Genomic DNA, 25,348 nt, shown 5'->3' on the forward strand with positions numbered 1-25,348 from the left:
CACATGAATCAGTCGCTCCCCAGGCTCGGCCGGATCAGCAAGGCTGTCATCCCCGCCGCGGGCCTCGGCACCCGCTTCCTCCCGGCGACGAAGGCGACGCCCAAGGAGATGCTGCCGGTCGTCGACAAGCCGGCCATCCAGTACGTCGTCGAGGAGGCCGTCGCGGCCGGTCTCTCCGACGTCCTGATGATCACCGGCCGGAACAAGAGGCCCCTGGAGGACCACTTCGACCGGAACTACGAGCTGGAGGAAGCCCTGAGCCGGAAGGGCGACGACGAGCGCCTCTCCAAGGTCCAGGAGTCCAGCGACCTCGCCACCATGCACTACGTGCGCCAGGGCGCCCCGCGCGGCCTCGGCCACGCCGTGCTGTGCGCCGCCCCGCACGTCGGCGACCAGCCCTTCGCCGTCCTCCTCGGCGACGACCTGATCGACCCGCGCGACCCGCTCCTCGCCCGCATGGTCGAGATCCAGGAGCGCGAGGGCGGCAGCGTGATCGCCCTCATGGAGGTCGAGCCCTCGCAGATCCACCTGTACGGCTGCGCCGCGGTCGAGGCCACCGTCGACGCGGACGTGGTGCGGGTGACGGACCTCGTCGAGAAGCCGGAGCCGTCGGAGGCGCCGAGCAACTACGCGATCATCGGCCGCTACGTGCTCGACCCGGCCGTCTTCGAGACGCTGCGGGACACCGAGCCGGGCCGTGGCGGCGAGATCCAGCTGACCGACGCCCTGCAGAAACTCGCCGCCGACGAGAAGATCGGCGGCCCGGTCCACGGCGTCGTGTTCAAGGGGCGCCGCTATGACACCGGTGACCGCGGGGACTATCTGCGTGCCATTGTCAGACTCGCGTGCGAACGTGAAGATCTGGGACCGGACTTCCGGGCCTGGCTCCGGAGATACGTCAGCGAGGAGATGTAGCACCTTGAGCAGCAGCACGGCACCGTCGCCGACCCCCGACGACAGCGCCCACGGTCACGAGGACACGGCGCCGGACCCCTGCGCGGGCCCGGCCCGCGACCTGTGGTCGGTGGACGAGCACCTGGCCGACATCCTCGCGACCGTCGGCCCGCTCGAACCCATCGAGCTGCAACTCCTCGACGCCCAGGGCTGCGTCCTCGTCGAGGACGTCACGGTGCCGGTCGCGCTGCCCCCCTTCGACAACAGCTCCATGGACGGGTACGCGGTCCGGGTCGCCGATGTCACCGGCGCCACCGAGGAGTTCCCCGCCGTCCTCACGGTCGTCGGCGACGTCGCGGCCGGCGACGGCGGACTGCCCACCGTCGGCCCCGGCCAGGCCGCCCGGATCATGACCGGAGCCCCGCTGCCGCCCGGCGCCGAAGCCGTCGTCCCCGTCGAGTGGACCGACGGCGGCACGGGCGGGGGCGCGGCCACCGGCATGCGCGCCGCGAGCGCCGCACCCGAGGGCGCCGCGGGCGAGGTCCGGGTCCACCGGTCCGCCGAGGCCGGCGCCCACGTCCGCAGGGCGGGCAGCGACGTGAAGGCCGGGGAGCTCGCCCTCGCGGCCGGCACCGTCCTGGGGCCGCCGCAGATCGGCCTGCTCGCCGCGATCGGCCGGGGCACCGTGAAGGTCCGCCCCCGCCCCCGGGTCGTCGTCCTCTCCACCGGCAGCGAGCTGGTCCAGCCCGGCGAGCCGCTGGGCGAGGGCCAGATCCACGACTCCAACAGCTTCGCGCTCGCCGCGGCCGCCCGGGACGCCGGCGCGCTCGCCTACCGGGTCGGCGCCGTCGCCGACGACGCCGAATCCCTGCGCGCCACCATCGAGGACCAGCTCATCCGGGCCGACCTCATCGTGACCACGGGCGGGGTGAGCGTCGGCGCGTACGACGTGGTGAAGGAGGCGCTGACCGCCGACGGCCAGGTCGACTTCCGCAAGCTGGCCATGCAGCCCGGCAAGCCGCAGGGCTTCGGCGCGATCGGCACCGAGCAGATCCCGCTCCTCGCCCTGCCGGGCAACCCGGTCTCCTCGTACGTCTCCTTCGAGCTGTTCGTCCGCCCCGCGATCCGCGCCCTGATGGGCGTCGAGGACCTCCACCGGCCCCGCGTCCAAGCCGTCCTCGCCACCGACAAGGCCCTCTCGTCGCCGCCCGGCCGCCGCCAGTTCCTGCGCGGCACCTACGACCCGGCAGCCGGCACCGTCACCCCCGTGGGCGGCGCCGGCTCCCACCTCATCGCCGCCCTCGCCCACGCCGACTGCCTCCTCGTCGTCCCGGAAGGGACGACCGACGTCGAACCGGGCAGCACCCTGGAAGTGGTCCTCCTCGGCTGAGGGGGCGAGGGTGGGGGTACGGTGTCGTCCCCATACAGCGACCGGGAGTGTCACGGCCATGAGCACGCAGCAAGGTCTCACCCACATCGACGAGGCGGGTGCGGCCCGCATGGTCGACGTCTCCGCGAAGGACGTCACGGCCCGCACCGCGCGGGCCAGCGGGAGGGTCCTCGTATCGCCGCGCGTGATCGAGCTGCTGCGGGGCGAGGGCGTTCCGAAGGGGGACGCGCTCGCGACCGCCCGGATCGCCGGGATCATGGGGGCGAAGAAGACCCCCGACCTCATCCCGCTGTGCCACCCGCTCGCGGTCTCCGGCGTGACCCTGGACCTGGCGGTCACCGACGAGGCGGTGGAGATCCTCGCGACGGTGAAGACCACGGACCGCACCGGCGTCGAGATGGAGGCCCTGACGGCGGTCTCGGTGGCCGCTCTGACGGTCGTCGACATGATCAAGGCGGTCGACAAGGGCGCGGTCATCTCCGACGTACGGGTGGAGGAGAAGACGGGCGGCAAGTCGGGCCACTGGACACGGAGCACCTCGTGACGCGCGGGGGCCGGGTGGCGGGCTCGGACGAGAACGGCCACGGCCACGAGCACGGCCATCAGGAGCAGGCGGCCGCGTCGGTTCCGTCCGCGCTCGGCGAGGGGGCCGGCGCCGCTCTGTCCGCGCCCTACTCGGCGCTGGTCGTCACCGCGTCCAATCGGGCGTCCGCCGGGGTCTACGAGGACAAGGGCGGTCCGCTGATCGTCGAGGGCCTGACCGCCATGGGCTTCGCCGTGGACGGTCCGCGGGTCGTCCCGGACGGGGCGCCCGTCGAGGCGGCGCTGCGGGCGGCGGTGGCGGCCGGGTACGACGTGGTCGTCACCACCGGCGGCACGGGCATCTCGCCCACCGACGAGACCCCGGAGGTCACCCGCGGGATCCTCGACCGCGAGATCCCCGGCATCCCGGAGGCGATCCGGGCGTACGGGCGGGAGAAGGTGCCCACGGCGGCGCTCTCGCGCGGTCTCGCCGGGGTCGCGGGCGGCACGCTGATCGTGAATCTGCCGGGGTCCCCGGGGGGCGTGCGGGACGGCCTGGCCGTCCTGGAGCCGCTGCTCCGGCACGCCGTCGACCAGATCCGCGGCGGCGACCACCCGAGACCGTCGTGATCCCGACGTGGCCGGTGATCCTCGTGGACGGGGACGTCGCGCTCCGGCCGATAAGGATGCGCGACCAGCGGGCCTGGCGTGAGGTGAACCGGCGCAACCGGGAGTGGCTGCGGCCCTGGGAGGCGACGGTTCCGCCGCCGCCTCCGGGCGGTCCGGTCGCGCAGCGCCCGACGTACCGTCAGATGGTGCGCCATCTGCGGTCGGAGGCGAACGCGGGCCGGATGCTGCCGTTCGTCATCGAGTATCAGGGGCGGCTCGTCGGGCAGTTGACGGTGGCCGGCATCGCCTGGGGCTCGATGTGCTCCGGGCACGTGGGGTATTGGGTGGACAGCGAGGTGGCCGGGCGCGGGGTGATGCCGACGGCGGTCGCGCTCGCCGTCGACCACTGCTTCCGCGTGGTCGGGCTGCACCGGATGGAGGTGTGCATCCGCCCGGAGAACGGGCCGTCGCGCCGGGTGGTGGAGAAGCTCGGGTTCCGCGAGGAGGGGCTGCGGCCGCGTTATCTCCACATCGACGGTGCCTGGCGCGATCATCTGGTCTTCGCGCTGACGGCGGAGGAGGTGCCGGAGGGGCTGTTGAGGCGCTGGCACCAGGCAAGAATAAAATAAGTGTTCGAATTCAATCGGTAGTTGGCATGCAAACGATCTGAACAATCACAAAAAAGTTCAGTGATATCAGCCAGATCGTGCGACACACCGGGCCAATTGGCCGATGGCCCCGCGCGAACCCCTCTACCGTGTGATGCGTGAGCAGCAGCGGCCTCATCTACGCAGTCATCGTCGGGGCCTGGGCCGCCTACTTGGTGCCGATGTGGCTCCGCAGGCAGGACGAGCTGAACGAAGCCCGTCCGACGGAACGCTTCAGCACCGCCATCCGGCTGCTGTCCGGACGGGCGGGCATGGAGCGCCGGTACGCCAAGGAGCTCAAGGAGCGGGACCGTACGGCGGAGGGCCCGACGCCCGACGTGGACCCGGACGTGGCGACCGAGCATCTGAGCTCGGTCGACGTCCGGGCCTTCTCCGCGCCCGCGGCCAGAACCGAGGCGCGCCTGGAACTCCCGGAGCCCGAACCGGAACCCGCCCCGGCCCCCGGCCCCGTCGCGGGCGCCGCTCAGGCGTCCGCCGCGGCCCGCCCCGCCGCGGGCGCCGCGGGGGCCGCCGCCGAGCGCGCCCGCCGGGGCAAGGTCCTCGCCAGGCGCCGGCGCACCACGACGCTCCTCTTCGCCGCCTTCACGCTCGGCGCGGTCGTCGCGGCCGTCGGCGGCGTCACCTTCCTGTGGGCGCCCGCGGTCCCCGCGCTGCTCCTGAGCGCGTACATCGTGCACCTGCGGGTCCAGGAGCGGCGGCGCTTCGTGTACGTCATGGACCGCCGCCGTGCCGAGGCCGCGGCCGCCCGGCTCAGGGAGAGCCGTCGCCCGGCCCCGACGCCGGAACCCGTTCCCGACCCGGCGCCGTCCCCGCAGGAGGCCGACCGCCGGGCCCTCGTCGAGCAGACCGACCACGCGGAGTGGGTCGACCAGCAGCGCGAGCGCGGGCCCGCCCGCGGCGACAGCTGGGACCCCGTCCCGGTGCCGCTCCCCACCTACGTCACCGCCCCGGTCGCCCCGCGCGCCACCAGCGGCATCGACATCACGGACCCGGAGACCTGGAGCGCCGCCCGCTCCTCCACGGCCGCCGACCCGACCCCCGCCCCCTCCCCGGCCCCCCGCCAGCGCGCCAACCCGTCGCGCCGCACCCGCGACCACGGCCGCACCCCCCTCTTCGACCAGTACGCCGACGACGACCGCCCCCGCGCCGCCAACGAATGACCCCCGCCCGGGGGCCCGCGGCGGCCCCCGGCTGACCTGCGCGGGAACCGATTTTTGTCTCAGCCGGTCGGGATGCTAATGTTTCACACGTCGCAAGGGCCTGTGGCGCAGTCTGGTAGCGCACCTCGTTCGCATCGAGGGGGTCTGGGGTTCAAATCCCCACAGGTCCACAGACACTGAGGATCCCGTCCGATCGCAAGATCGGGCGGGATCCTCTTCGTTGTGGCGCCGGGTGGCGCCCGCGGTGAAAGGGCGGGACGTTCTCGGACGTCCCGCCCTTTCGCGTGCGGTGGGGTGAGGCCGGCTCAGAGGGGCTTCGCGTAGCAACGGCTGTTGGGGTAGTGGCGGTAGTGGCCGAACTTGGGGGCGGGGACGTAGCCGCTGGAGAGGTAGAGGGAGATGGCCTCGGGTTGGGCGGTGCCGGTTTCGAGGACCATGCGGGTGCGGCCGGCGGCGCGGGCGTCGGATTCGAGGGCGGCGAGGATGCGGCGGGCGAGGCCGAGGCCGCGGGCTTCGGGGACGACGTACATGCGCTTGAGCTCGGCGTCGCCGTCGGAGTAGTTCTCGGGGTTGGCGTCCTGGGTGCGCCAGCCGCCGGAGGCGAGGGGGGTGCCGTCCTCGTCGTAGGCGAGGAGGTAGAGGCCGTGGGGCGGGGTGAACATCGCCGCGTCCAGGGGTGTGACATCGCCCTCGTCGCCGTAGCGGACGGCGTACTCGGCCTGGACGGCGTCCTGGAGTTTGACGGCGTCCGGGTGGTCATAGGGCGTGGGCTGGATGTTCATGCGGAATATCGTACATGTATGCACCAGGCGGGTGTCGGTATTCTCCCGGGATGCTCACTGTCACGACCGCGAATGTCAATGGTCTCCGTGCCGCCGCCAAGAAGGGCTTCGTCGAGTGGCTGGCCGGCACCTCGGCCGATGCCGTCTGCCTCCAGGAGGTGCGCGCCGAGGAGGCGCAGCTGCCCGCCGAGGTGCGGGCGCCCGAGGGATGGTTCACCGTCCACGCGCCGGCCGCGGCCAAGGGGCGCGCCGGGGTCTCCCTGTACACACGGCGCGAGCCCGACCGGGTCCGCGTCGGCTTCGGGTCGGAGGAGTTCGACGGCAGCGGCCGCTACGTCGAGGCCGACCTGCCCGGCGTGACCGTCGCCAGCCTCTACCTGCCGTCGGGCGAGGTCGGCACCGAGCGCCAGGACGAGAAGTACCGGTTCATGGGCGAGTTCCTGCCCTACCTCAAGGAGCTCAGGGGGCGGGCCGCCGCCGACGGGCGCGAGGTCGTCGTCTGCGGCGACTGGAACATCGCCCACCGCGAGGCCGACCTCAAGAACTGGAAGTCCAACAAGAAGAACGCCGGCTTCCTGCCCGAGGAGCGGGAGTGGCTGGGGCGGGTCCTCGAGGAGGGCGAGGGCGGTTACGTCGACGTCGTCCGCGCCCTGCACCCCGAGCAGGAGGGCCCCTACTCCTGGTGGTCCTACCGCGGCCGTGCCTTCGACAACGACAGCGGCTGGCGCATCGACTACCAGATCGCCACGCCCGGTCTCGCTGCCAAGGCCGTGAAGGCGTACGTCGAGCGCGCCGCCACCCACGAGGAGCGCTGGAGCGACCACGCACCCGTGACCGCCGTCTACGACCTGTAGCGCCTTTCCGCGCGGTACCGTGCCGGTAAAGGGGCGGAACCGGGTGGGGAGAGTCGTTGAGTGCGCGCATTCTGATCGCCGAGGACGACGAAAAGCAGTCGCGGCTGATTCGGATCTATCTGGAACGAGAAGGAAATACCGTCCAGGTCGTCGCCGATGGGCGGTCCGCATTGGAAAAGGTGCGTTCCGTACGGCCGGATCTCGTCGTCCTCGACGTGATGCTGCCCTTCGTCGACGGCCTCGACGTGTGCCGCATCCTGCGCTCCGAGGGATCGGACGTGCCGATCCTCCTGCTGACCGCGCGCAGCACCGAGGAGGACATGCTCCTCGGCCTCGACCTCGGCGCCGACGACTACCTCACCAAGCCCTACAGTCCGCGCGAACTGACCGCCCGGGTCCGCGCGCTCCTGCGCCGGTCCCGGGCGACCGGCGCCGCCACCCGCGACGCACTGCTGCGGGTCGGCGCCGTGGAGCTCGACACGGCCCGCTTCGAGGTCCGCGTCGCCGGCCGGCCCGTCGCCCTCACCTCCAAGGAGTTCTCCCTCCTGGAGGCCCTCGCCCGCGAACCCGGCCGGGTCTTCTCCCGCGCCCAGATCATCGAGCGGGTCTTCGGCTTCGACAGCGACGTCCTGGAACGCACGGTCGACGCCCATGTGCGCAACCTCCGGCTGAAGCTGGAGCCCGACCCGGCCCGCCCCCGCCACCTGGAGACCGTGTACGGACGCGGCTACCGCCTCTCGGACGGCGGGGCACGGGCGTGAGCTTCCGCCTCCGCGTCCTCGCCCTCGTCCTGCTCGTCGCCGTCGCCGCCACTTCCGCCACCGCCTGGCTCACCCTGCGCCAGGCCGGCAGCCAGGTCCGCGAGTCCGCCGCGGCCGACCGCCAGTCCCTCGCCGCCATCACCGAACAGCTCCGCGCCTACGGCGCGGGCCACGGCACCTGGGACGGCGTCGCCGCCACCGTGCGCGCCCTCGCCGAGAAGACCGGGCAGCGCATCCGGATCGGCACCGACCGGCAGGGCCAGATCGCCGACTCCGACACCCTCCTCGGCCGCGACCCGCGACCCGGCGGCACCGCGCCCGCGCTCCTCGTCGACCCGAGGCACCGCCTGGAGTTCCCCGCGGCCTGGGAGGAGGGATCCATGCGCAAGGTGACGGCCCCCGTGATCGCCCGCTACAACGCCAACGTCACCTACGCCGCCTGCCTCACCCGGGTCGGTCACCGGGTCACCGTCCTGCCCGGCAAGTTCGGCATCCCGCTCTTCCAGGACGGCGGGAAGGCCCCGGGCGGCGTGCCGGGGGCGGCACCGTGCACCGATGCCGCCCCGGGTGCCCCGCGCCCCGCCGACGTCCTCGCGGCCGACGGCTGCCGCGCCCCCCACAAGGCCGACACCCTCGCCTGTCTGCGCCGCGTCTTCACCGAACGGACCGCCGCCGTCGCCCCCCAGCCGCTCACCGTCCGCCTCGGCGCCGTCGACGACGCCGGGCAGAGCCTCGCGGTCGGCCCCGCGATCGGCGTCGCCGCCGGGGTCACCGCCGCCGCCATCGCCTGCGCCCTGCTGCTCAGCCGGACCGTGCTCCGTCCCGTACGCGCCCTCACGGCGGCCTCGCGGGGGCTCGGCGAGGGCGACCTCGGGCGCAGGGTGCCGGCGTCGGGCCGGGACGAGATCGCCGAGCTGGGCCGGTCCTTCAACCGGATGGCCGGCTCCCTCCAGGACAGCGAGGAGCGGCAGCGCCGGCTCGTCGGCGACATCGCCCACGAGCTGCGGACCCCCCTCGCCAATCTGCGCGGCTACCTGGAGGCCCTGCGCGACGGGGTCCTCCAGGCCGACGCCGAGCTGCTCGACTCGCTCCACGAGGAGGTGCTGCTCCAGCAGCGGATCGTGGACGACCTCCAGGACCTCGCGCTCGCCGAGGCGGGCGCCCTCACGTACCACCGCAGGCCCCTGGACGCCCGGGAGCTCGTCGAGGCCTGCCGGACCGCGCACAGTGCCCGGGCGGCGGCCGCCGGGGTGGCCCTCGACGTGGTGGGCGCGGGCCCCGGCACCGTACGGCTGCACGGGGACCCCGACCGGCTGCGGCAGGCGCTGGGCAACCTGGTCGGCAACGCGGTGCGGCACACGGCGCCCGGAGGCGGGGTGCGGCTAGAACTCGCCGAGCGGGACGAGATGGTGCGGATCGCCGTCCGGGACACCGGCGGCGGGATCCCGGCCGCCGATCTGCCCCGGCTCTTCGACCGGTTCTGGCGGGCGGACGCGGCCCGCGGCCGGGCCACCGGTGGCAGCGGCCTCGGCCTCTCGATCGCCCGCCAGATCGTCGCCGACCACCACGGGGCCGTCGAGGTGGCGAGCGAGGTGGGCATCGGCTCGGTCTTCACGATCGTGCTGCCGTCCCCGCGGAATCCGGGGAGTTCCGGGAAAACCGAATAACTCCCGGGGAATCGCCGAGAAGTGTGAATTCGGCAGCATCGCGGAGACGGGCGGATAGCGGATAGCGGATAGCGGATGGCGGGGGAGGGGGAATTCCCGCGGAGCCGGGACAAGGCGCCGGGAAAGGGTCGGAGTAAGGGGTCGGAATAAGGGGCCGGAGTAAGGGCTGGGATACGAGCCGGGAAAGGGTGCCGGGGAATCTGCTTCCGGTGGCGCCGGATTGGCCGGAGTCGGCGCCGCCGGGGCGGGAGGGGCGTCAGGTGCCGGCCAGGGCGACGGTCGGGGCCAGGCGGCTGGCGCGTACTGCTGGATAGAGGCCGGCGAGCATGCCGATGAGGAGGGTGGCGCCCACTCCGGTGGCGGTGGCCCATACCGGGACGACCGTGGGCCAGACCCTGCTGAGGGCGTAGGCCGCGGTGATGAGGGTGCCGAGGACGGTGCCGCCGAGGCCGCCGATGACGGAGAGCAGCAGGGACTCGGTGACGAACTGGGCGCGGATCTGGCCCCGGGTGGCGCCGAGGGCACGGCGGAGCCCGATCTCGGGGCGGCGTTCCAGGACGGAGATCACCATGGTGTTGCCGACCCCGACGCCGCCGACGAGGAGTGCGACCCCGCCGAGGCCGAGCAGCAGACCGGTGAGGGCCGACTCGGTGGCTTCGCGGGCGGCGAGCGCGTCCGAGGGGCGGGAGACCTGGACCTCGGAGGGGCTCTCCGGGTCGGCGGTGGCCGGGAGCACCGCCCGTACCGCCGCGACGGCGCTGTCGTCGGTGCGGACGTACACCGTCGAGGGGTGACCGTCGAACCGCAGGTACGTGCGGGCCGCGGGCCAGCCGACGAGCGCGGCACCGTCCAGTTCGGGAGCGAGCGGTACGGGGTCGAGGACGCCGATCAGGGAGAACCAGTGGTCCCCGATCCGGACCCGGGTCCCCGGGGCGTACACGTCGAGCCGCTGGGCGGCGGTCGCGCCGAGGACGACCGCCGGGTAGCGCGCGGTCGCCGCGTCCAGCCAGCGGCCGCGGTGGAGGCGGCCGCCGACGGCGGGGAGCAGGCCGTCGTCGGCCGCGAGGACGGCGAGGGAGCCGGTCCGGCCGACGGCGATCCGCTCGTTGCGGTAGACGTGGGCCTCGACGGCCCCGGTGGCGGCGACCTCGCGGACCGGCGGCACGCGGCCGATCATGCGGACCGCGTCGGCCGGCAGTTTCGTCTGCTCCCCGCCGAGGGCGGAGCCGGGGGCGACCCGGAGCAGGTTGGTGCCGAGTGCGTCGAGTCGGCGGTCGACCTCCGCCCGGCCCGAGCCGGAGATGCCGACCACCGCGATCATGGCGGCGACGCCGATCGCGATGCCGAGGGCGGAGAGGAAGACGCGCAGCGGGCGGGTGCGCAGGCCGGTGCCGCCGAGCCGGATCACGTCGGCGGGGCGGAGCCGGGCCGGGCGGAGCGGTCCGTCGTCCCGGGCGCCGCGCCTGCCGTGCCTTCCCCTTCGGGGGGCGGGGATCATCCGAGCGCTCCGATCGGGGGTTCGGCGGCGGTGTCGGCGACCACCCGGCCGTCCCGCATCTCGATGCGGCGGGGCAGCGCGGCCGCGATCTCGCGGTCGTGGGTGATGACCACGACGGTGGTGCCCGCCGCGTTCAGCTCGCGCAGGAGCGCCAGGACCGCGGCGCCGGACGCGGAGTCCAGGTTTCCGGTCGGTTCGTCGGCGAGCAGCACCGCCGGTTCGCCGACCACCGCCCGGGCCACCGCGACCCGTTGGCGTTCGCCGCCGGACAGCTGGTGCGGGAGGTGGTGGAGGCGGTGGCCGAGGCCGACGCGGGCCAGGGCCGCGGCCGCGCGGGAGCGGCGGCGGCGCAGCGGGACCCCGGCGTACAGCAGGCCGTCCGCGACCGCGTCGAGGACCGGGACGCCGACCGCCAGGTGGAACTGCTGGAAGACGAAGCCGATCCGCCCGGCCCGCAGCGCGGAGACCTCCCGGTCCGTGAGGGCGGCCACGTCGTGCCCGTCGACCAGGACCGAGCCGGCGGAGGGCCGGTCGAGGCTGCCCATCAGGTTCAGCATGCTGGACTTCCCCGAGCCCGACGGGCCGACGATCGCGACGAGTTCGCCCCGCCGGACCCGCAGCGTCACGTCCCGGACCGCCGGGACCCCGCCGGGGTACGTCTTCGAGACCGCCCGGAACTCGACGACCGGAGTCCCGTTGCCGGTGTCGCTCACTGCGGGATCCTCGCCTTCATGCCCTCGCGGAGAGCCGGGCCGCTCACCTCGACCATGCCGTCGGCGAAGAGGCCCGTCCGGGCGGCGACGAAGCGGCCGTCCGGGGTCTCCAGGCCGTGCCCGCCCTCGGCGAGCGCCACCAGGGCCGCGACCGGGACGGTCAGGACGTTCTCGCGGCGCCTGCCCGTGTACTCGACGGTGACGGGGCCGCTCTCCAGGCGGCCGAGGGCCCCCTGGTCGGGGACGGTGATCGTGACCGGGAGCGTCGGGGGCGTGTTCCCCGCGCCTCCCTCGGGTGCGGTCGCCTGCCTGCCCACCGAGGCGACCTCGCCCCGTACGGGGTTTCCGTCGGGCAGGATGACGGTGACGCCGGTGCCGCGCACGGCCCAGGAGGCCTCCTGCGCCGACGCGTTGACGACGACCTTGCGGGTGGTGCCGGTGTAGGTCAGGGCGTTGTCGCCGGCGGCCGCGCCGAGCCGGACGCCGGGTTGGCCGATGCGGATCCGGCCGGAGGCGTAGACGACGTCGCCGAGGCCGATCCGGCCGGTCTCGGGCACGCCGAGGGCCTTCTGCCAGCGTTTGACGGCCCGTTCGGTGCCGGACGTGAAGTTCTCGTCGACGGTGAAGCCGGTGTAGCCGAGCGCGGCGAGGTTGGACTCGAACTGGAGGACGTCCATGCCCCGGAGCGGCTCCGGGGTGGCGGCCGGGGCGCCGGAGGACGGGGGCGGGGTGGTGTCCGTGCCCGTGCCCGTGCCCGTGCCCGTGTCCATGCCCTTGCCCGTACGCGGGTCCGTGGCGCCGTCCGTGCTCCCGCCCGCCGCGCCGCCGTCCGTGTTTCCTCCGGTGCCGCCCTTGCCGTCTGTGGTGCCCGGGCTCGGGGGTGCCGGGGAGCCGGCCTCCGGGGTGGTGGTGCTCGTCGTCAGGCCCAGTTCGCGGTACATCGGGAGGGTGCCGTAGAGCAGCACCACCGGGCGGTCGTCCACCCGGAGCAGGGTGTCGCCGCGTTCGGCGGTGGCGCCGGCCTCCGGGAGCCAGGTGACGGTGCCGGTGGCCTTCACCGGTGCCGGTATCTCGGCCCCGTACCCCAACGTGCCCTCGACCTTGGTTCGTTCGACCAGGGTGGTGCGGGTGACGGTGATCGTGGAGCCCGTCCGGGGCGGGGCGGTGGGGGCCTCGCCGCCGCCGCCGAGGCCGAGCGCGCCGACGGCGGCGACCGCCGTGACCGCCACGAGGGCGGCGGCGAGGAGGGCCGTACGGCTCCGCCGGCGACCGGGCGCGCGCGGGGGAGCCGTCCCCTCCGGTGGCGGCTCCGCCTCGGCGCCCGCTCCCGGGCCCGGCTGCGGGCCTGCCTTCGTGCTCGCAGCCGGGCCCGCTCCCGTACCCGGCTGCGGGCTCGCCTCCGTGCCCGCTCCCGTGCCCGGATCCGGGGGTGGTGTCGTGCCGGTGTCCGTGAACATCCCGCTCATCGCTCAGCCCTTGCCCGGGCCCTGGTCGACCGGCTGGCCGATGATCGGGGCGCAGGTGCGGGCGGCCTGTTTGGCGGCGGCGGTGGTCGAGTCCCACTGGACGTCGCCGTAGACGTTGCCGTCGGGTGCGGGGTCGGGGAAGTCGGGGGCGCCGTTCTTCTGCATGCAGTCGGCGAAGGCGAACTGCGTCTTGATCTGCTCGGGGGTGAGCTTGGGGGCGAGCCTGCGCTCGATCTCCTCGGGTACCGGAGGGCTGAGCGGGGCACACTTCTCCGAGGCCGTGCGGAAGGTCGGGTTCTTCTTGAGGGCCACGCCGTCGCCGAGGTCGACCTGACCGTTCGCGTCGGGGTCGGGGGCGTCGATGCCGTTCTCGCGCAGGCACTTCACGTAGGCCCTGCGGCCTTCGACGTACGCGGCGACCTCGTCCTTCCCGCTGCCGGACGCCTGGCCGGCGGTCGTGCCGCCGGACGTCGCGCCGTCGCCGGCCGTCGGGATCCTTCCGGCCTCGCCGCCGCCGTCCCCGCAGCCGGTCAGCGCGAACGCCACGACGGCGGCGGCCGCGGCGAGCAGCACCCGGTTGGTCCTCATCGGTTCTCCCGTTCCTCCGGTGGGGCCCGGCCGCGAGTGCGGGGGGCGGACCGACCGTAGGGCGGAGGTCATGAAGAACTTTCGAAGAACCTGTCAGGCGGTCATGAGGCCCGGGATCAGGGGGTGTCGCGCAGGTGGCGGTCGAGGGCCATGGAGAGTTCGGCCTCGACGACGCTCTTGGCGAGCGGGCGGAGCCGCCGGACGTCCTCCTCGCCGGCGTGCGCGCGCAGCAGCTCGGTGAAGAGCTGCGCGAGGGCGTCGGCGTGCTCGCGGACGCGGGCGCCCGCCTTGAGGACCTCGGCGAGGGGGACGCCCTCGCGGACGAGGGCGGCGGAGACGTCGAGGAGGCGGCGGCTGATGTGGATGATCTCCTCGCCGTCGGTGACGAGGTAGCCGAGGTCGAGGGCGGCGGCCAGGTTCTCGGGGGTGACCTCGCCGGCGAAGTGGTCGGCGAGCTCCTCCGGGGTGAGGCGGACGGGCTCCTCCTCGCTGGGGGCGCCGAGGGCGAGGACCTCGCGGACGTTGCGGCCGCTCTCGAAGGCGGTGGTGAGGTCGGCGATGCCGTTGAGGGTGTGGCCGCGCTCCAGGAGGGCGGCGATGGTGCGGAGCCTGGCCAGGTGCTGCTCGTCGTACCAGGCGATGCGGCCTTCGCGGCGGGGCGGCGGGATCAGGCCGCGTTCGCGGTAGAAGCGCAGGGTGCGCACGGTGATGCCGGCGGCGCTCGCCAGCTCCGCCATGCGGTACTCGCGCACGCCGGAGTCCGGGTGCGCGCTGTCGGGTCCTGATCCTTCTGCCACGTCGCCAGCCTATGTTGTACCGCCGGTAACTTTCCCTCGCCGTACCCCTACCGCTCGGTATGCAGCTGCTCTACAGTCCCGATTGTGCCAGTGATTGCTGGCGGAGTGGGCCGGGCGCGGGAGGCGGCATGGCGAAGCACGAGCACGTACGGGTGGCGGTGATCGGATCGGGGTTCGGCGGCCTGGGCGCGGCCGTCCGGCTGCGCCGCGAGGGAATCACCGACTTCGTGGTCCTGGAACGGGCCGACTCCGTGGGCGGCACATGGCGGGACAACAGCTACCCCGGCTGCGCCTGCGACGTACCGTCCCACCTCTACTCCTTCTCCTTCGCACCCAACCCCGACTGGCCCCGGACCTTCTCCGGACAGCGGCACATCCGGGCGTACCTGGAGCACGTCACGGACACCTTCGGCATCCGCCCCCACCTGCGGCTCGGCCACGAGGTGCTCCGGATGGAGTGGGACACCGAGGCGCTGCGCTGGGAGATCGAGACCAGCCGGGGCGCCTTCAGCGCCGACGTCGTCGTCTCCGCCACCGGACCGCTCTCCGACCCCAAGATCCCCGACATCCCGGGGCTCGCCGACTTCCCCGGCAAGGTCTTCCACTCCGCCCAGTGGGACCACGACTACGACCTCACCGGCAAGCGCGTCGCCATGATCGGCACCGGCGCCTCCGCCATCCAGATCGTGCCCGCGATCCAGCCGAAGGTCGGGAAGCTGACCCTCTTCCAGCGCACGCCCCCCTGGGTCATGCGCCGCATGGACCGGGCCATCACCGGACCCGAGCGCTGGCTCCACCGCACCCTGCCCGTCACCGGCACCCTCCGCCGCGGCCTGCTCTGGGGCATCCGCGAACTCCAGGTCGGCGCCTTCACCAAGCACCCCAACGAGCTCGGACTGGTCGAGAAGCTCGCCAAGGCCAACATCGCCAAGTCCGTCAAGGACCCCGTGCTGCGGGCCAAGCTGACCCCCTCGTACCGCATCGGCTGCAAGCGGATCCTGCTCTCCAACACGTACTACCCGGCGGTCGCGCAGCCCAACGTCGACGTCGTCGCCTCCGGCCTCCGCGAGGTCCGCGGCTCGACCCTCGTCGGCGCGGACGGCACCGAGACCGAGGTCGACGCCATCGTCTTCGGCACCGGGTTCCACGTCACCGACATGCCCATCGCCGAGCGGGTCGTCGGCGCCGAGGGACGCACCCTCGCCGAGACGTGGAAGGGCGGCATGGAGGCGCTGCGCGGCGCCACCGCCGCCGGCTTCCCCAACTTCATGACGGTCATCGGCCCCAACACGGGCCTCGGGAACTCCTCGATGATCCTCATGATCGAGTCCCAGCTGAACTACATGGCCGACTACCTGCGCCAGCTGAACGTCCTCGGCGGCCGCGCCGCCCTCGCCGTCCGGCCCTCCGCCGTCGGCGCCTGGAACCGCAAGGTGCAGGCCCGCATGGAGCGGACCGTCTGGAAGTCCGGCGGCTGCGAGAGCTGGTACCTCGACGCCAACGGACGCAACACCACCCTGTGGCCGGGCACCACGGGCGAGTTCCGGCGCGAGACCCGGCAGGTCGACCTCTCCGAGTACGAGGTCATCCGCGCCCCCAGGACCGCACCCGCCGCCAAGGCCCGCACCCCGCGCAAGAAGGAGGCCGCCCAGTGAGCCGCCACCTGACCCCGCTGCCGGAGTCCCGCGCACTCACCGCCGTCTCCGCCGACGGCTCCCGCGTCCACGTCGAGGTGTACGGCCCCGAGGGCGCGCCCGCCGTCGTCCTCGCCCACGGCTGGACCTGCTCGATCGCCTTCTGGGCCGAGCAGATACGGTCCCTCGCCGCCGACCACCGGGTCATCGCCTACGACCAGCGCGGCCACGGCAGGTCCCCCGCGCCCGGTCCCGGCGGCTACTCCACGACGGCGCTCGCCGACGACCTGGAGGCGGTGCTCGCGGCCACCCTCGGCCCCGGCGAGCGGGCCGTCCTCGCGGGCCACTCCATGGGCGGCATGACGATCATGGCCGCAGCCGGGCGCCCCGGCCTCCGGCAGCACGCCGCCGCGGCCCTCCTCTGCTCCACCGGGCCCTCGCGGCTGACCGCCGAGGCCACCGTCGTCCCGCTCGGGCCGGGCGCGCTGCGCAGCCGGCTGACCGCGGCCGTCCTCGGCGCGAAGGCGCCGCTCGGCCCGGTCAACGCCGTCTCGAAGAAGGTCCTCAAGTACGCGACGATGGGACCGGGAGCGGCGCCCGACCGCGTCGAGGCCTGCGCCCGGATCGTCCACGCCTGCCCCCGCGGCGCCCGCCACGGCTGGTCGCAGGTCCTCGCCGGCCTCGACCTGGAACCGGGCGTGCGAGAGCTGCGGCTGCCGGTCGCCGTCCTCGTCGGCACCGCCGACCGGCTCACCCCGGCCGTCCACTCCCGCGCCATGGCCGAGGCACTCCCGCACTGCACGGGCCTCGTCGAACTCCCCGGCATGGGCCACATGACCCCGGTGGAGGCCCCGGAGGCCGTCACCGCACAGATCCGCGAACTGACCCTGACGTACCTGGGCGTCAAGGAGACCGAGGAGGCAGAGGCATGAGCAGGGTGAGCCTGGAAGGACAGGTCGCGGTCGTCACCGGAGGCGCGCGTGGCGTCGGCGAACTCCTCGCCCGCAAGCTCTCCGCGCGCGGCGCGAAGATCGCGCTGGTCGGCCTGGAGCCGGAGCAGCTCAAGGAGGTCGCCGGACGGCTGCACACCGAGGCCGACTGGTGGCACGCCGACGTCACCGACCACGAGGCGATGGCGAAGGTCGCCGCCGAGGTGAAGGAGCGGTTCGGGAAGGTCGACATCGTCGTCGCCAACGCCGGTGTCGCGGCGGGCGGTCCGTTCGTCGAGTCCGACCCGGGCGCCTGGCGGCGGGTCATCGAGGTCAACCTCATCGGCGGCGCCGTCACGGGCCGGGCGTTCCTGCCCGTCCTCATGGAGTCCCGGGGGTACTTCCTCCAGATCGCCTCGCTCGCCGCGCTCACCCCGGCCCCGATGATGACGGCGTACTGCGCCTCCAAGTCGGGCGTGGAGGCCTTCGCGCACAGCCTGCGCGCCGAGGTCGCGTACAAGGGCGTGAAGGTCGGCGTCGGCTACCTCTCCTGGACCGACACGGACATGGTGCGGGGCGCCGACCAGGACGACGTCATGAAGGAGCTGCGGCAGCGGCTGCCGTGGCCGGCGAACCGCACGTACCCGCTCGGCCCGGCCGTCGACCGGATCGTCGCGGGCATCGAGCGGCGCTCCGCCCATGTGTACGCGCAGTGGTGGCTGCGCGGGATGCAGTCGGTACGCGGCTACCTGCCCGGCATGATCGCGACCGTCGGACAGCGCGAGATGCGCCGCTTCGAGCCGCGGCTCGGCTCGGTCTCCAAGGGGCTCGTGGGCGCCGGGGGCGCGGCCGACGAGCAGGAGCGGACGGAGGGGACCGCCGCGCGGTAGCCGTGCGTGACTGATCGAAATGCGTGGAATGTTTGCCCGTGCAAGGCTGGTCGAGGCCGGAGAGGCATACCGCCCCGGCCGTCCCTCACCCGTCTAGGAGTGAATTTCCATGGGTATGCAGGACCAGTTCAAGGACAAGGCGCAGAAGCTCAGCGAGCAGGCCAAGCAGGCCGCGGGCAAGGCGAAGGACCAGGCCTCCCAGCGCGCCTCCCAGGGTCGCGACCGCTCCGAGGAGGAGCCCCGTCGCGCCCAGCAGGAGGCCCAGGACCGCATGGACCAGGACTACGACGCCTGACGTCGCCCGTCCTTGAAGAAGGCGCACCCGGCATCACCGGGTGCGCCTTCGCGTGTGCGTACGGCCTGGTCAGGCGACGCTGTTGTACGGGCCGCCGCCGAAGGTCAGGCCCGCGAGCTGCGCGCCGGACAGCGGGCTCGACCAGTTGCCCGTGCCGCGGTAGAGGTAGGCCTCCGTCGCCTTGAAGCCGACCAGGTCGGGGCGCCCGTCCCGGTTCGCGTCGCCGACGCCGACGAGGTGCTGGTACGCGTTCCAGCCGCCGCCCACCTTCGTGCGGGCGGCGAAGGTGCCGTCGCCCTTGCCGAGGTACTGCCAGAGGACGCCCGTCGTGTCACGGGCGTACAGGTCGCCGGCCGCTCCGCCCGCGACGTTCCCGACGGCGGTCAGCTGGTTGTAGACGCCCCAGCCGTTGCCGATCTTCTTCCGGGGGCCGAAGGGCGCGGTGGCGGAGCCCGTACCCGGGTAGAGGTACAGGTCGCCCGCCTTGTCGGTGGCGACCAGGTCGGCCCGCCCGTCCCCGGTCAGGTCGCTTCCGCCGGCGATCTGGTGGAAGGCCTGCCAGCCGGTGCCGATCTTCGTACGGCCGCCGAAACCGCCGCGTCCGTTGCCCTGGTACAGCCACAGCGCGCCGGACGGCTCCCGCGCGATGACGTCGCCGACGTTCGAGCCCGCGATGTCGCCGGTGGCCTCGATCCGGTCGTAGACCTGCCAGCCCGTGCCGATCAGCTGGTACGGGTCGGCCCACAGCTGCTGGTCGTACCCCGTGTCGGCCCGCCACAGGCGGCCAGAGCCGTCGCGGAGGAGCACGTCGGGGGCGCCGTTGTCGTCGAAGTCGTGCGGCTTGGGCGTGCGGGTCGCCGTGAAGCCGCCGGAGGCGGTGGCGGCCGGGCCGATGCCGTTGAGCGGACGGGCGGTCAGCTGCCAGGTGTAGTCGCCGTTGTACTCGCCCCGCCAGTCGAAGGTCGTGCTCGGCTTGCCCTGCGGGTAGTCGTAGACCGTGTGGGTCTGGCCGGTCCGTGTGTGCCGCATGGTGAGCGTGACCTCGGTCCTGCTCTGCGACAGGTTCCAGGTGAAGAACGCCGTCCCGGCGTTCTTGTCGAGGTCGACCGTGGCGGGGATGTCGTTGCCCGTGATCTCCAGCCGGGTGGGCTCGCCCGTGATCGCCTCCAGGGTGACGACCGGAGTGTCGTTCTCCGTCGCGGTGATCTTGTACATGCCCTCGCCCTGGTCGACGCTGCCGCCGCGCACGTGGAGGCTGCCGTCACCGGCGGTGGCGGACGAGGTCAGGTGGTCGAGCAGCTTCACCGACTTCGTCTCGGCGTCCGGGTTGTACGCGGTGAGGGCGTACTGCGGGCCCGGACCGTAGGAGAAACCACCGGCCTCGCCGTACACGACCCAACCGCCGACCAGGCTCACCTTGAGGTCGTTCGACGGCGCGTCGGCGACCGGGATCTCCTCGACGGCGTCCGTGGCGCGGTTCAGGCGGAAGATCGAGGGTGTGGAGGTGCCGACGCCCGTGGTCCAGGCGACGTGCGTCGCGGAGACGGCCTTGATCTCGGCACCCGCCGGGTGTTCGTGGATCTCCTTGACCTCGTCGGTGGCGAGGTTCAGCAGACCCCACTTCCTCACGCCGTCCACGGTGAACCGGATCAGGGCGTCGTCGGCGGTGCCGGGCGAGACCGTGATCAAGGTGGCGCCGGTGGGCAGGCCGGCGACGGGGACGGTGCCGCCCGCCTTGCTGTGCTTGCGCAGATCGGGGCCCACGGTGGTGAACAGGGCGTCCGCGGCCGAGCCGACGAAGACGGTCGGGGTGGCGGCCAGCGGGTCCCAACCGATCTGGTAGCTCGACATGGTCGTCAGGTCCCGGACGGTGACCATGTTCGTGCCCTTGAGGATCAGGTAGTCGTTGGTCCGGGTCGACCGCAGGTAGGTCGGGCCGGTGTAGCCCTGCCCGCTGTCCTGCCCGTACCAGGCGAAGCGCTTGATGTTGCTGCCGACGGTCTGGGTGAGGAAGCCCTTCACCCCGGCGTCGAGCAGCGTGGAGTTCTTGGGGTACGCGAAGGGGGTCGCGGTGGTCGCCGCCGCGTCGGCAGACTGCGCGGCGGGGGACGCGGGGGCGGCGGTCGCCGGGACGGTCAGCGCGCCCGCGCCGAGGGTGACGGCGAGGACGGTGGTGACGGCGGCGGCGAGGCGCCGCCGGGTCGAGCGGGCGTGAGGCACGTTCGGTTTCCTCCCAGAGCACTGGCGCACCGTGCGCCACACCGGTTCTGACTCACCAGGTGACGAAAAGTTGTGCGAGTGAGTGACTGATTTTCGAGATCGTCCGTGACGGCTGTAGCCCCGGCACCGGTCGTGACCGCCTCGTGGCGTGGTCGCGCCGGGAATCGTGGCGCGTAACTCCCGCGCGTCCGGCGCCGGATCTTCGTACCGTGAGCGCCATGGCCGTACTTGAGCGACTCCGACCCGACCACGCGCCCGCCCTGCTCGCCTTCGAGCGGGAGAACCGGGGGTACTTCGCCGCGTCCGTGCCCGACCGGGGGGACGCGTACTTCGCCGAGTTCGAGGACCGGCACCGGGCGCTGCTCGACGAGCAGGAGACCGGCACGATCCACTTCCACGTCCTCGTGGGGGAGGGCGGGGCGATCCTCGGGCGTTTCAACCTGGTCGACGTCGCCGACGGAGGTGCCGAACTGGGCTACCGGGTGGCCGAGCAGGCCGCCGGGCGCGGTCTCGCGACGGCCGGGGTGCGGGAGGTGTGCCGGCTGGCGCGCGAGGAGTACGGGCTCAGCCGGCTGACCGCCGTCACGACCCTCGACAACGCGGGGTCGAGGGCCGTGCTCGGGCGGGTCGGCTTCGGCGCGGTGGGCAGTGTGACGCTCGCCGGACAGGCCGGTGCCGCCTACGAGCTGGACCTCCTGTCGGTCTAGGCCTCCGGCCGCGGCGGCAGTTTCGGGCGGGAACGGTCGGGGAGGCCCTCGTAGCCGGGAGGACTGGCGGCGGGGGTCTCGTCGAGCAGGGCGAGGGCGACGTGGACGGCGTCGTCGAGCTGGGCGTGCCGGCCCTCGGCCCAGTCGAGGGGGGTGCGGAGGACGGCGAGGTCGGGTTCGACGCCGTGGTTCTCCAGGGACCAGCCGTACTCGGGGAACCAGGCCGCGTTCATCGGGACGGTGATCTGGGTGCCGTCGCCGAGCCGGTGACGGCCGGTCATGCCGACCACCCCGCCCCAGGTGCGCTGCCCGACGACGGGTCCGAGGCCGAGCAGCTTGAACGCGGCGGTGATCATGTCGCCGTCGGACGAGGTGGCCTCGTCGGCGAGGGCGACGACGGGGCCGCGCGGGGCGTTGGAGGCGTACGCGACGGGCTGGGCGTTGCGGGTGAGGTCCCAGCCGAGGATCTTGCGGGTGAGCTTCTCGACGACGAGCTCGCTGATGTTGCCGCCGGCGTTGCCCCGCACGTCGACGATGAGCGCGGGCCGGGAGACCTCCATGCGCAGGTCGCGGTTGAACTGCGCCCAGCCGGAGCCGCCCATGTCGGGGATGTGGAGGTAGCCGCAGCGGCCGCCGCTGACCTTCCTGACGACGGCCCGGCGTTTGGCGACCCAGTCCTGGTAGCGGAGCGGGCGTTCGTCGACGAGCGGGACGACGGCTACGCGGCGGGCCCTGCCCTCGCCCTCGGGGGTGAAGGTGAGCTCGACGGTGGTGCCGCCGGTGCCGGAGAGCAGCGGGTAGGGGCCGGCGACCGGGTCGACGGGCCGGCCGTCGACGTGGGTGAGGACGGCGCCCTCGCGGATGCCGGTGCCGGCCAGCGGGGAGCGGGCCTTGGAGTCGGAGGACTCGCCGGGCAGGATCCGCTTCACCGTCCAGCCGGCCTCGCGGGGCACGAGGTTGGCGCCGAGGAGGCCCATCGGCCGCTGGTAGTGCGGGGGTCCCTCGTTGCGGCGGGCGGGGGTGACGTAGGCGTGCGAGGTGCCGAGTTCGCCCATGACCTCGCGCAGCAGGTCGGCGAACTCGTCGGGGGAGGAGACCCGTTCGACGAGCGGCCGGTACTGGTCGAGGACGGCCTCCCAGTCGACGCCGCCCATTTCGGGCTCCCAGAAGTAGGCGCGGACGATCCGGCCGGCCTCGTCGAAGGCCTGCCGCCACTCGGCGCCGGGGACGACCTCGTGGAGGATGCGCCGCAGGTCCAGGTAGACGGTGGAGTCGCCGTCCCCGGACTCGGTGGCGGGGACCGCCCGCAGCTCGCCCTCGTCGGCGACGACGAGCCGGGTGCCGTCGCCGCTGACCGCGAACCAGTCGAGGTCCTTGGCGAGTTCCGTCTTGCGGGCCTTGGTGATGGTGAAGTGCTCGAGGGTGGGGCGGCCCGAGGTGTCGGCCGGGTTGGCGAAGGTCTCGCCGAGCGCGCCGGAGATGGGCCAGCGCAGCCAGACCAGGCCGCCGCCGTTGACCGGGTGCAGGGCGGAGTACTTGGAGGCGGCGACCGGGAACGGGGTGACGCGGTCGGGGAGTCCCTCGATCTCGACGGTGACCGTGCCGTCCCCGGTGTCCGTCTCGTCGTCGGCGGGGTCGAGGCCGCCGGCCGCCGGCCGCCCGTCGGGGAGCAGCGCGAACGGCGAGGGCGTGGCGGAGGAGAGCGGGACGAGGTAGGGGCGGCAGCCGAGCGGGAACGACAGGTCGCCGGTGTGCACGTCGTACACCGGGTCGAAGCCGCGCCAGGACAGGAAGGCGAGGTAGCGGCCGTCGCGGGTGAAGACCGGGTTCTCGTCCTCGAAGCGTCCGTTGGTGACGTCGACGACGGTACGGGCGCCGGGGCCGGAGATGCGGGCCATCTTGATGGAGCGCAGGGAGCGGCCGATGCCGGGGTGGGACCAGGTGAGCCAGTCGCCGTCGGGGGAGAAGGCGAGGTCGCGTACGGGGCCGTTGACGGACCTGATCAGTTCGGTGACCTCGCCGTTGGACTCCTCGGTGGCGTCGAGGAGGAGGAGCCGGCCGTCGTGGGAGGCGATGGCGAGCCGCTCGCCGTCCGGGTCGGCGATCAGTTCCTCGACCCGGCCGAGATCGCCCGAGGCGAGCCGGCGCGGCGGCCGGTCGCCGCTGGCGCGGGGCAGGTAGGCGACCTCGACGGCGTCCTCGCCCTCGGCGTCGGTGACGTACGCGACCTGGCCGCCGCTGCCGAGCATCTCGGGCAGCCGGACGCGCACGCCCGGCTCGTCGATGATCGTGCGGGCCGGGCCGTCGCGGTGGGTGAGCCAGTACAGGCTGCCGCGTACGGAGACGGCGCTGGCCCGGCCGGTCTCGTCGACGGAGAGCGCGTCGATGTGGTGGGCGGCCGGCACCTGGTAGGCGCGGCGGCCGACGCGCTGGCCGCCGAGCCGGACCTCCAGCTTCCGGGGCCGGGAGTCGGCGGTGAGGGCGTCGACGATCCACAGCTCGCCGGCGCACTGGTAGACGACCCGGCGGCCGTCGCTGGAGGCGTGCCGGGCGTAGAACTCGTCGTGGTCGGTGTGGCGGCGCAGGTCGGTGCCGTCGGGCAGGCAGGAGTAGAGGTTGCCGATGCCCTCGTGGTCGGAGAGGAAGGCGATCCGTCCGTCGACGGCCATGGGGCAGTCGAGGTGGCCGTCGATGTCGGCGAGCAGCCGCTCGCCGTGCAGCCAGAGGCGTCCGGTGGCGCCGCCCAGGTACCGCTTCCAGGCGGCGGGTTCGTGCGGCGGCTTGCCGGTGAGCAGGAGGGTGCGGCGCTCGGCGCCGTTGCCGGCGGCGTCGGTGTGGCCGCAGACGACGGGGTCGTCGGTGACGGCGATGTCGGAGACCGGGCCCCAGGGCATGCGGAGGCCGGGGGAGCCGTCGGTGGGGACGGTGTAGGCCCAGGAGTAGTACGAGAACGGCTGCCCGTGCGAGGAGACGGCGAGGATGTCGGACCGGCCGTCCTTGTCGGGGGGCGTCCAGCCGCAGACCCGGGTGTCCGTCGAGCCCCAGTAGCCGAGCCGCCGGGCGGGCCCGCCGTCGACCGGCACGAGGTGGATCTCGGGGTCGAGGCTGCGCCAGTTCGTGTACGCGATGTGGCGGCCGTCCGGCGAGAAGCGTGGATGGCCGACCCGCGTGCGGTCGACGGTGAGGCGCCAGGCCCGGCCGGGGCGGTCGCCCTCGGGGACGAGCGGGGCGATCCAGAGGTCGTCCTCGGCGACGAAGCACAGCAGGTCGTCGTGGAGGTGCGGAAAACGGAGATACGCGACGTCGTCACTCACCTCCTCATGCTTTCCGCGCTGAGGGGGTCAGGCAACTCGTACGTGTATGCGGGCGTCTTCACCGGGGGGTGTTCGCGTGCAGATCGGGGTGGTTCGCGTGGGGGTCGGGGCGGTCCGGGGGTGGTCCGGTGGGCTCGTGCCGGGCTCGCGGGTGGGTCGGGGGTGGCTCGGATGTGGCTCGGATGTGGTCCAGGACACGTACGAAACGGTTTCGTTTCGCTGACGGGGTGGGTATCTTCGTACTGTACGAAACCGTTTCGTTCGCATCGGAGGCCGTTCCATGGCACGCAGCAGACTCACTCCCGAGCGGGAGTCCGAGCTGTACGCGGCCGTGCTCGACCTCCTCCGCGAGGTCGGCTACGACGCCCTCACCATGGACGCCGTCGCCGCCCGCACCCACTCCAGCAAGGCCACCCTCTACCGCCAGTGGGGGAGCAAGCCCGAGCTGGTCGCCAGGGCGCTCCGCGCCAACAAGCCGGCCGACCTCTCCGAGATCGACACCGGCTCGCTGCGCGGCGACTTCCAGGAGATGGTGGCGCGGACCGACGACTGCCAGATGGAGAAGGACTCCGCGCTGATGCGGGGCCTGGCCCATGCCGTCCACACCAACCCCGAACTGCACCGGGCACTGCGCGAGCTGCTCATCGAACCCGAGATGACCGGCTTCGACGAAGTGCTGAACCGAGCGGTCCGCAGGGGAGAGGTCGACGCCGACAACCCGGCGCTCAAGCTCATCCCGCACATGCTGATCGGTGCGTTCATCGCCCGGCCGCTGATCGACGACCTGCCGGTCGACCACGCGTTCCTCAGTGCGTACGTCGACGCCGTCGTGCTCCCCTCACTCGGCGTCTGATCCACCTTCCCCAGGTGGACCGCACGACCAGCACCACCGGCACCACAGGCACCACCTGCCCCAAAGGCACCACCCGCACCACCTGACATCGCACCGCTCACGACGTCGGGCCGGCTCCCCATGTCCTGTCCCGCCCC

23 protein-coding genes and 1 tRNA gene are annotated in these 25,348 nt (G+C 73.3%); 16 read left to right on the top strand and 8 right to left on the bottom strand.

Features of this window, described 5'->3' with window-relative positions; genetic code table 11:
* Positions 1-3 precede the first annotated feature (3 nt).
* The 7 genes from galU to OO54_RS07860 all read left to right on the top strand — a co-directional run bounded on the left by galU (position 4) and on the right by OO54_RS07860 (position 5,413).
* Positions 4-915 carry a UTP--glucose-1-phosphate uridylyltransferase GalU gene (galU, locus tag OO54_RS07830; RefSeq protein ID WP_033202117.1) on the top strand — a complete coding sequence of 304 codons (912 nt, stop codon included), beginning with the start codon at positions 4-6 and terminating at the stop codon, positions 913-915.
* A gap of 4 nt (positions 916-919) precedes the next feature.
* Positions 920-2,284 (top strand): molybdotransferase-like divisome protein Glp, encoded by a 1,365-nt coding sequence (gene glp, locus OO54_RS07835; protein ID WP_418953292.1) that lies wholly within the window; start codon positions 920-922, stop codon positions 2,282-2,284.
* A 58-nt stretch (positions 2,285-2,342) separates the two neighbouring features.
* A complete protein-coding gene (gene moaC / locus OO54_RS07840; protein WP_017241095.1) occupies positions 2,343-2,828 on the top strand; it encodes a cyclic pyranopterin monophosphate synthase MoaC in 486 nt (161 codons plus the stop codon).
* 116 nt (positions 2,829-2,944) lie between these two features.
* On the top strand, positions 2,945-3,436 hold the full coding sequence (locus OO54_RS07845; RefSeq protein ID WP_033202251.1) for a MogA/MoaB family molybdenum cofactor biosynthesis protein: 492 nt from the start codon (positions 2,945-2,947) through the stop codon (positions 3,434-3,436).
* Between the two features lie 14 nt (positions 3,437-3,450).
* Complete coding sequence (locus OO54_RS07850) at positions 3,451-4,044, top strand: GNAT family N-acetyltransferase (RefSeq protein ID WP_026058545.1); 594 nt, start codon at positions 3,451-3,453, stop codon at positions 4,042-4,044.
* A gap of 137 nt (positions 4,045-4,181) precedes the next feature.
* Entirely contained in the window at positions 4,182-5,243 is a 1,062-nt protein-coding gene (sepX, locus tag OO54_RS07855; protein ID WP_033202118.1) for a divisome protein SepX/GlpR, read from the top strand.
* 96 nt (positions 5,244-5,339) lie between these two features.
* Positions 5,340-5,413: transfer RNA gene (locus OO54_RS07860), tRNA-Ala, on the top strand.
* 135 nt (positions 5,414-5,548) lie between these two features.
* On the opposite strand, the gene OO54_RS07865 is transcribed toward OO54_RS07860, so the two are convergent.
* The gene (locus OO54_RS07865; RefSeq protein ID WP_033202119.1) at positions 5,549-6,025 is read right to left on the bottom strand and encodes a GNAT family N-acetyltransferase; all 477 of its coding nucleotides are present in this window, start codon (positions 6,023-6,025) and stop codon (positions 5,549-5,551) included.
* A gap of 50 nt (positions 6,026-6,075) precedes the next feature.
* Between OO54_RS07865 and OO54_RS07870 the strand changes: the two genes are divergently transcribed.
* Genes OO54_RS07870 through OO54_RS07880 form a run of 3 tightly spaced genes read left to right on the top strand, consistent with a single transcriptional unit; the run spans position 6,076 to position 9,307 of the window.
* Complete coding sequence (locus tag OO54_RS07870) at positions 6,076-6,879, top strand: exodeoxyribonuclease III (RefSeq protein ID WP_033202120.1); 804 nt, start codon at positions 6,076-6,078, stop codon at positions 6,877-6,879.
* A gap of 56 nt (positions 6,880-6,935) precedes the next feature.
* Positions 6,936-7,640 (top strand): response regulator transcription factor, encoded by a 705-nt coding sequence (locus tag OO54_RS07875; RefSeq protein WP_026058546.1) that lies wholly within the window; start codon positions 6,936-6,938, stop codon positions 7,638-7,640.
* Positions 7,637-9,307: a sensor histidine kinase gene (locus OO54_RS07880; protein ID WP_033202121.1), complete on the top strand. Its 1,671-nt coding sequence runs from the start codon at positions 7,637-7,639 to the stop codon at positions 9,305-9,307. The genes OO54_RS07875 and OO54_RS07880 overlap by 4 nt, the downstream gene beginning before the upstream one ends.
* Before the next feature lie 256 nt (positions 9,308-9,563).
* Here the strand turns inward: OO54_RS07880 and OO54_RS07885 are convergent, their stop codons facing one another.
* The 5 genes from OO54_RS07885 to OO54_RS07905 all read right to left on the bottom strand — a co-directional run bounded on the left by OO54_RS07885 (position 9,564) and on the right by OO54_RS07905 (position 14,309).
* Entirely contained in the window at positions 9,564-10,805 is a 1,242-nt protein-coding gene (locus OO54_RS07885; RefSeq protein ID WP_051786778.1) for an ABC transporter permease, read from the bottom strand.
* The gene (locus tag OO54_RS07890; protein ID WP_017241104.1) at positions 10,802-11,518 is read right to left on the bottom strand and encodes an ABC transporter ATP-binding protein; all 717 of its coding nucleotides are present in this window, start codon (positions 11,516-11,518) and stop codon (positions 10,802-10,804) included. Before OO54_RS07890 ends, OO54_RS07885 begins: the two co-directional genes overlap by 4 nt.
* Positions 11,515-12,984, bottom strand: a complete 1,470-nt coding sequence (locus tag OO54_RS07895; RefSeq protein ID WP_234439627.1) for a peptidoglycan-binding protein — start codon at positions 12,982-12,984, stop codon at positions 11,515-11,517. The genes OO54_RS07890 and OO54_RS07895 overlap by 4 nt, the downstream gene beginning before the upstream one ends.
* Positions 12,985-12,987: 3 nt before the next feature.
* A complete protein-coding gene (locus tag OO54_RS07900; RefSeq protein WP_033202122.1) occupies positions 12,988-13,572 on the bottom strand; it encodes a hypothetical protein in 585 nt (194 codons plus the stop codon).
* Between the two features lie 116 nt (positions 13,573-13,688).
* Positions 13,689-14,309, bottom strand: coding sequence for a MerR family transcriptional regulator (locus OO54_RS07905; protein WP_033202254.1), 621 nt, complete (start codon positions 14,307-14,309; stop codon positions 13,689-13,691).
* A gap of 188 nt (positions 14,310-14,497) precedes the next feature.
* Between OO54_RS07905 and OO54_RS07910 the strand changes: the two genes are divergently transcribed.
* From OO54_RS07910 to OO54_RS07925, 4 genes are all read left to right on the top strand, one after another.
* On the top strand, positions 14,498-16,024 hold the full coding sequence (locus OO54_RS07910; protein WP_033202123.1) for a flavin-containing monooxygenase: 1,527 nt from the start codon (positions 14,498-14,500) through the stop codon (positions 16,022-16,024).
* Entirely contained in the window at positions 16,021-16,935 is a 915-nt protein-coding gene (locus tag OO54_RS07915) for an alpha/beta fold hydrolase (protein ID WP_051786779.1), read from the top strand. Before OO54_RS07910 ends, OO54_RS07915 begins: the two co-directional genes overlap by 4 nt.
* Positions 16,932-17,822, top strand: coding sequence for an SDR family oxidoreductase (locus OO54_RS07920; protein ID WP_033202124.1), 891 nt, complete (start codon positions 16,932-16,934; stop codon positions 17,820-17,822). The genes OO54_RS07915 and OO54_RS07920 overlap by 4 nt, the downstream gene beginning before the upstream one ends.
* 109 nt (positions 17,823-17,931) lie before the next feature.
* Complete coding sequence (locus OO54_RS07925; protein WP_033202125.1) at positions 17,932-18,117, top strand: hypothetical protein; 186 nt, start codon at positions 17,932-17,934, stop codon at positions 18,115-18,117.
* 69 nt (positions 18,118-18,186) lie between these two features.
* On the opposite strand, the gene OO54_RS07930 is transcribed toward OO54_RS07925, so the two are convergent.
* Complete coding sequence (locus tag OO54_RS07930) at positions 18,187-20,337, bottom strand: FG-GAP-like repeat-containing protein (protein ID WP_051786780.1); 2,151 nt, start codon at positions 20,335-20,337, stop codon at positions 18,187-18,189.
* Positions 20,338-20,555: 218 nt separating this feature from the next.
* Here OO54_RS07930 and OO54_RS07935 point away from each other — a divergent pair, with 218 nt between their 5' ends.
* Positions 20,556-21,044, top strand: coding sequence for a GNAT family N-acetyltransferase (locus tag OO54_RS07935; protein WP_033202126.1), 489 nt, complete (start codon positions 20,556-20,558; stop codon positions 21,042-21,044).
* On the opposite strand, the gene OO54_RS07940 is transcribed toward OO54_RS07935, so the two are convergent.
* Positions 21,041-24,358 (bottom strand): S41 family peptidase, encoded by a 3,318-nt coding sequence (locus OO54_RS07940; RefSeq protein ID WP_033202127.1) that lies wholly within the window; start codon positions 24,356-24,358, stop codon positions 21,041-21,043. The two genes, OO54_RS07935 and OO54_RS07940, sit on opposite strands and share 4 nt — an antisense overlap.
* 280 nt (positions 24,359-24,638) lie before the next feature.
* On the opposite strand from OO54_RS07940, the gene OO54_RS07945 reads away from it, so the two are divergent.
* Complete coding sequence (locus OO54_RS07945; protein ID WP_033202128.1) at positions 24,639-25,211, top strand: TetR/AcrR family transcriptional regulator; 573 nt, start codon at positions 24,639-24,641, stop codon at positions 25,209-25,211.
* Positions 25,212-25,348 lie beyond the last annotated feature (137 nt).

It is taken from the genome of Streptomyces wedmorensis (assembly GCF_000716445.1).
GTDB lineage: Bacteria > Actinomycetota > Actinomycetes > Streptomycetales > Streptomycetaceae > Streptomyces > Streptomyces wedmorensis.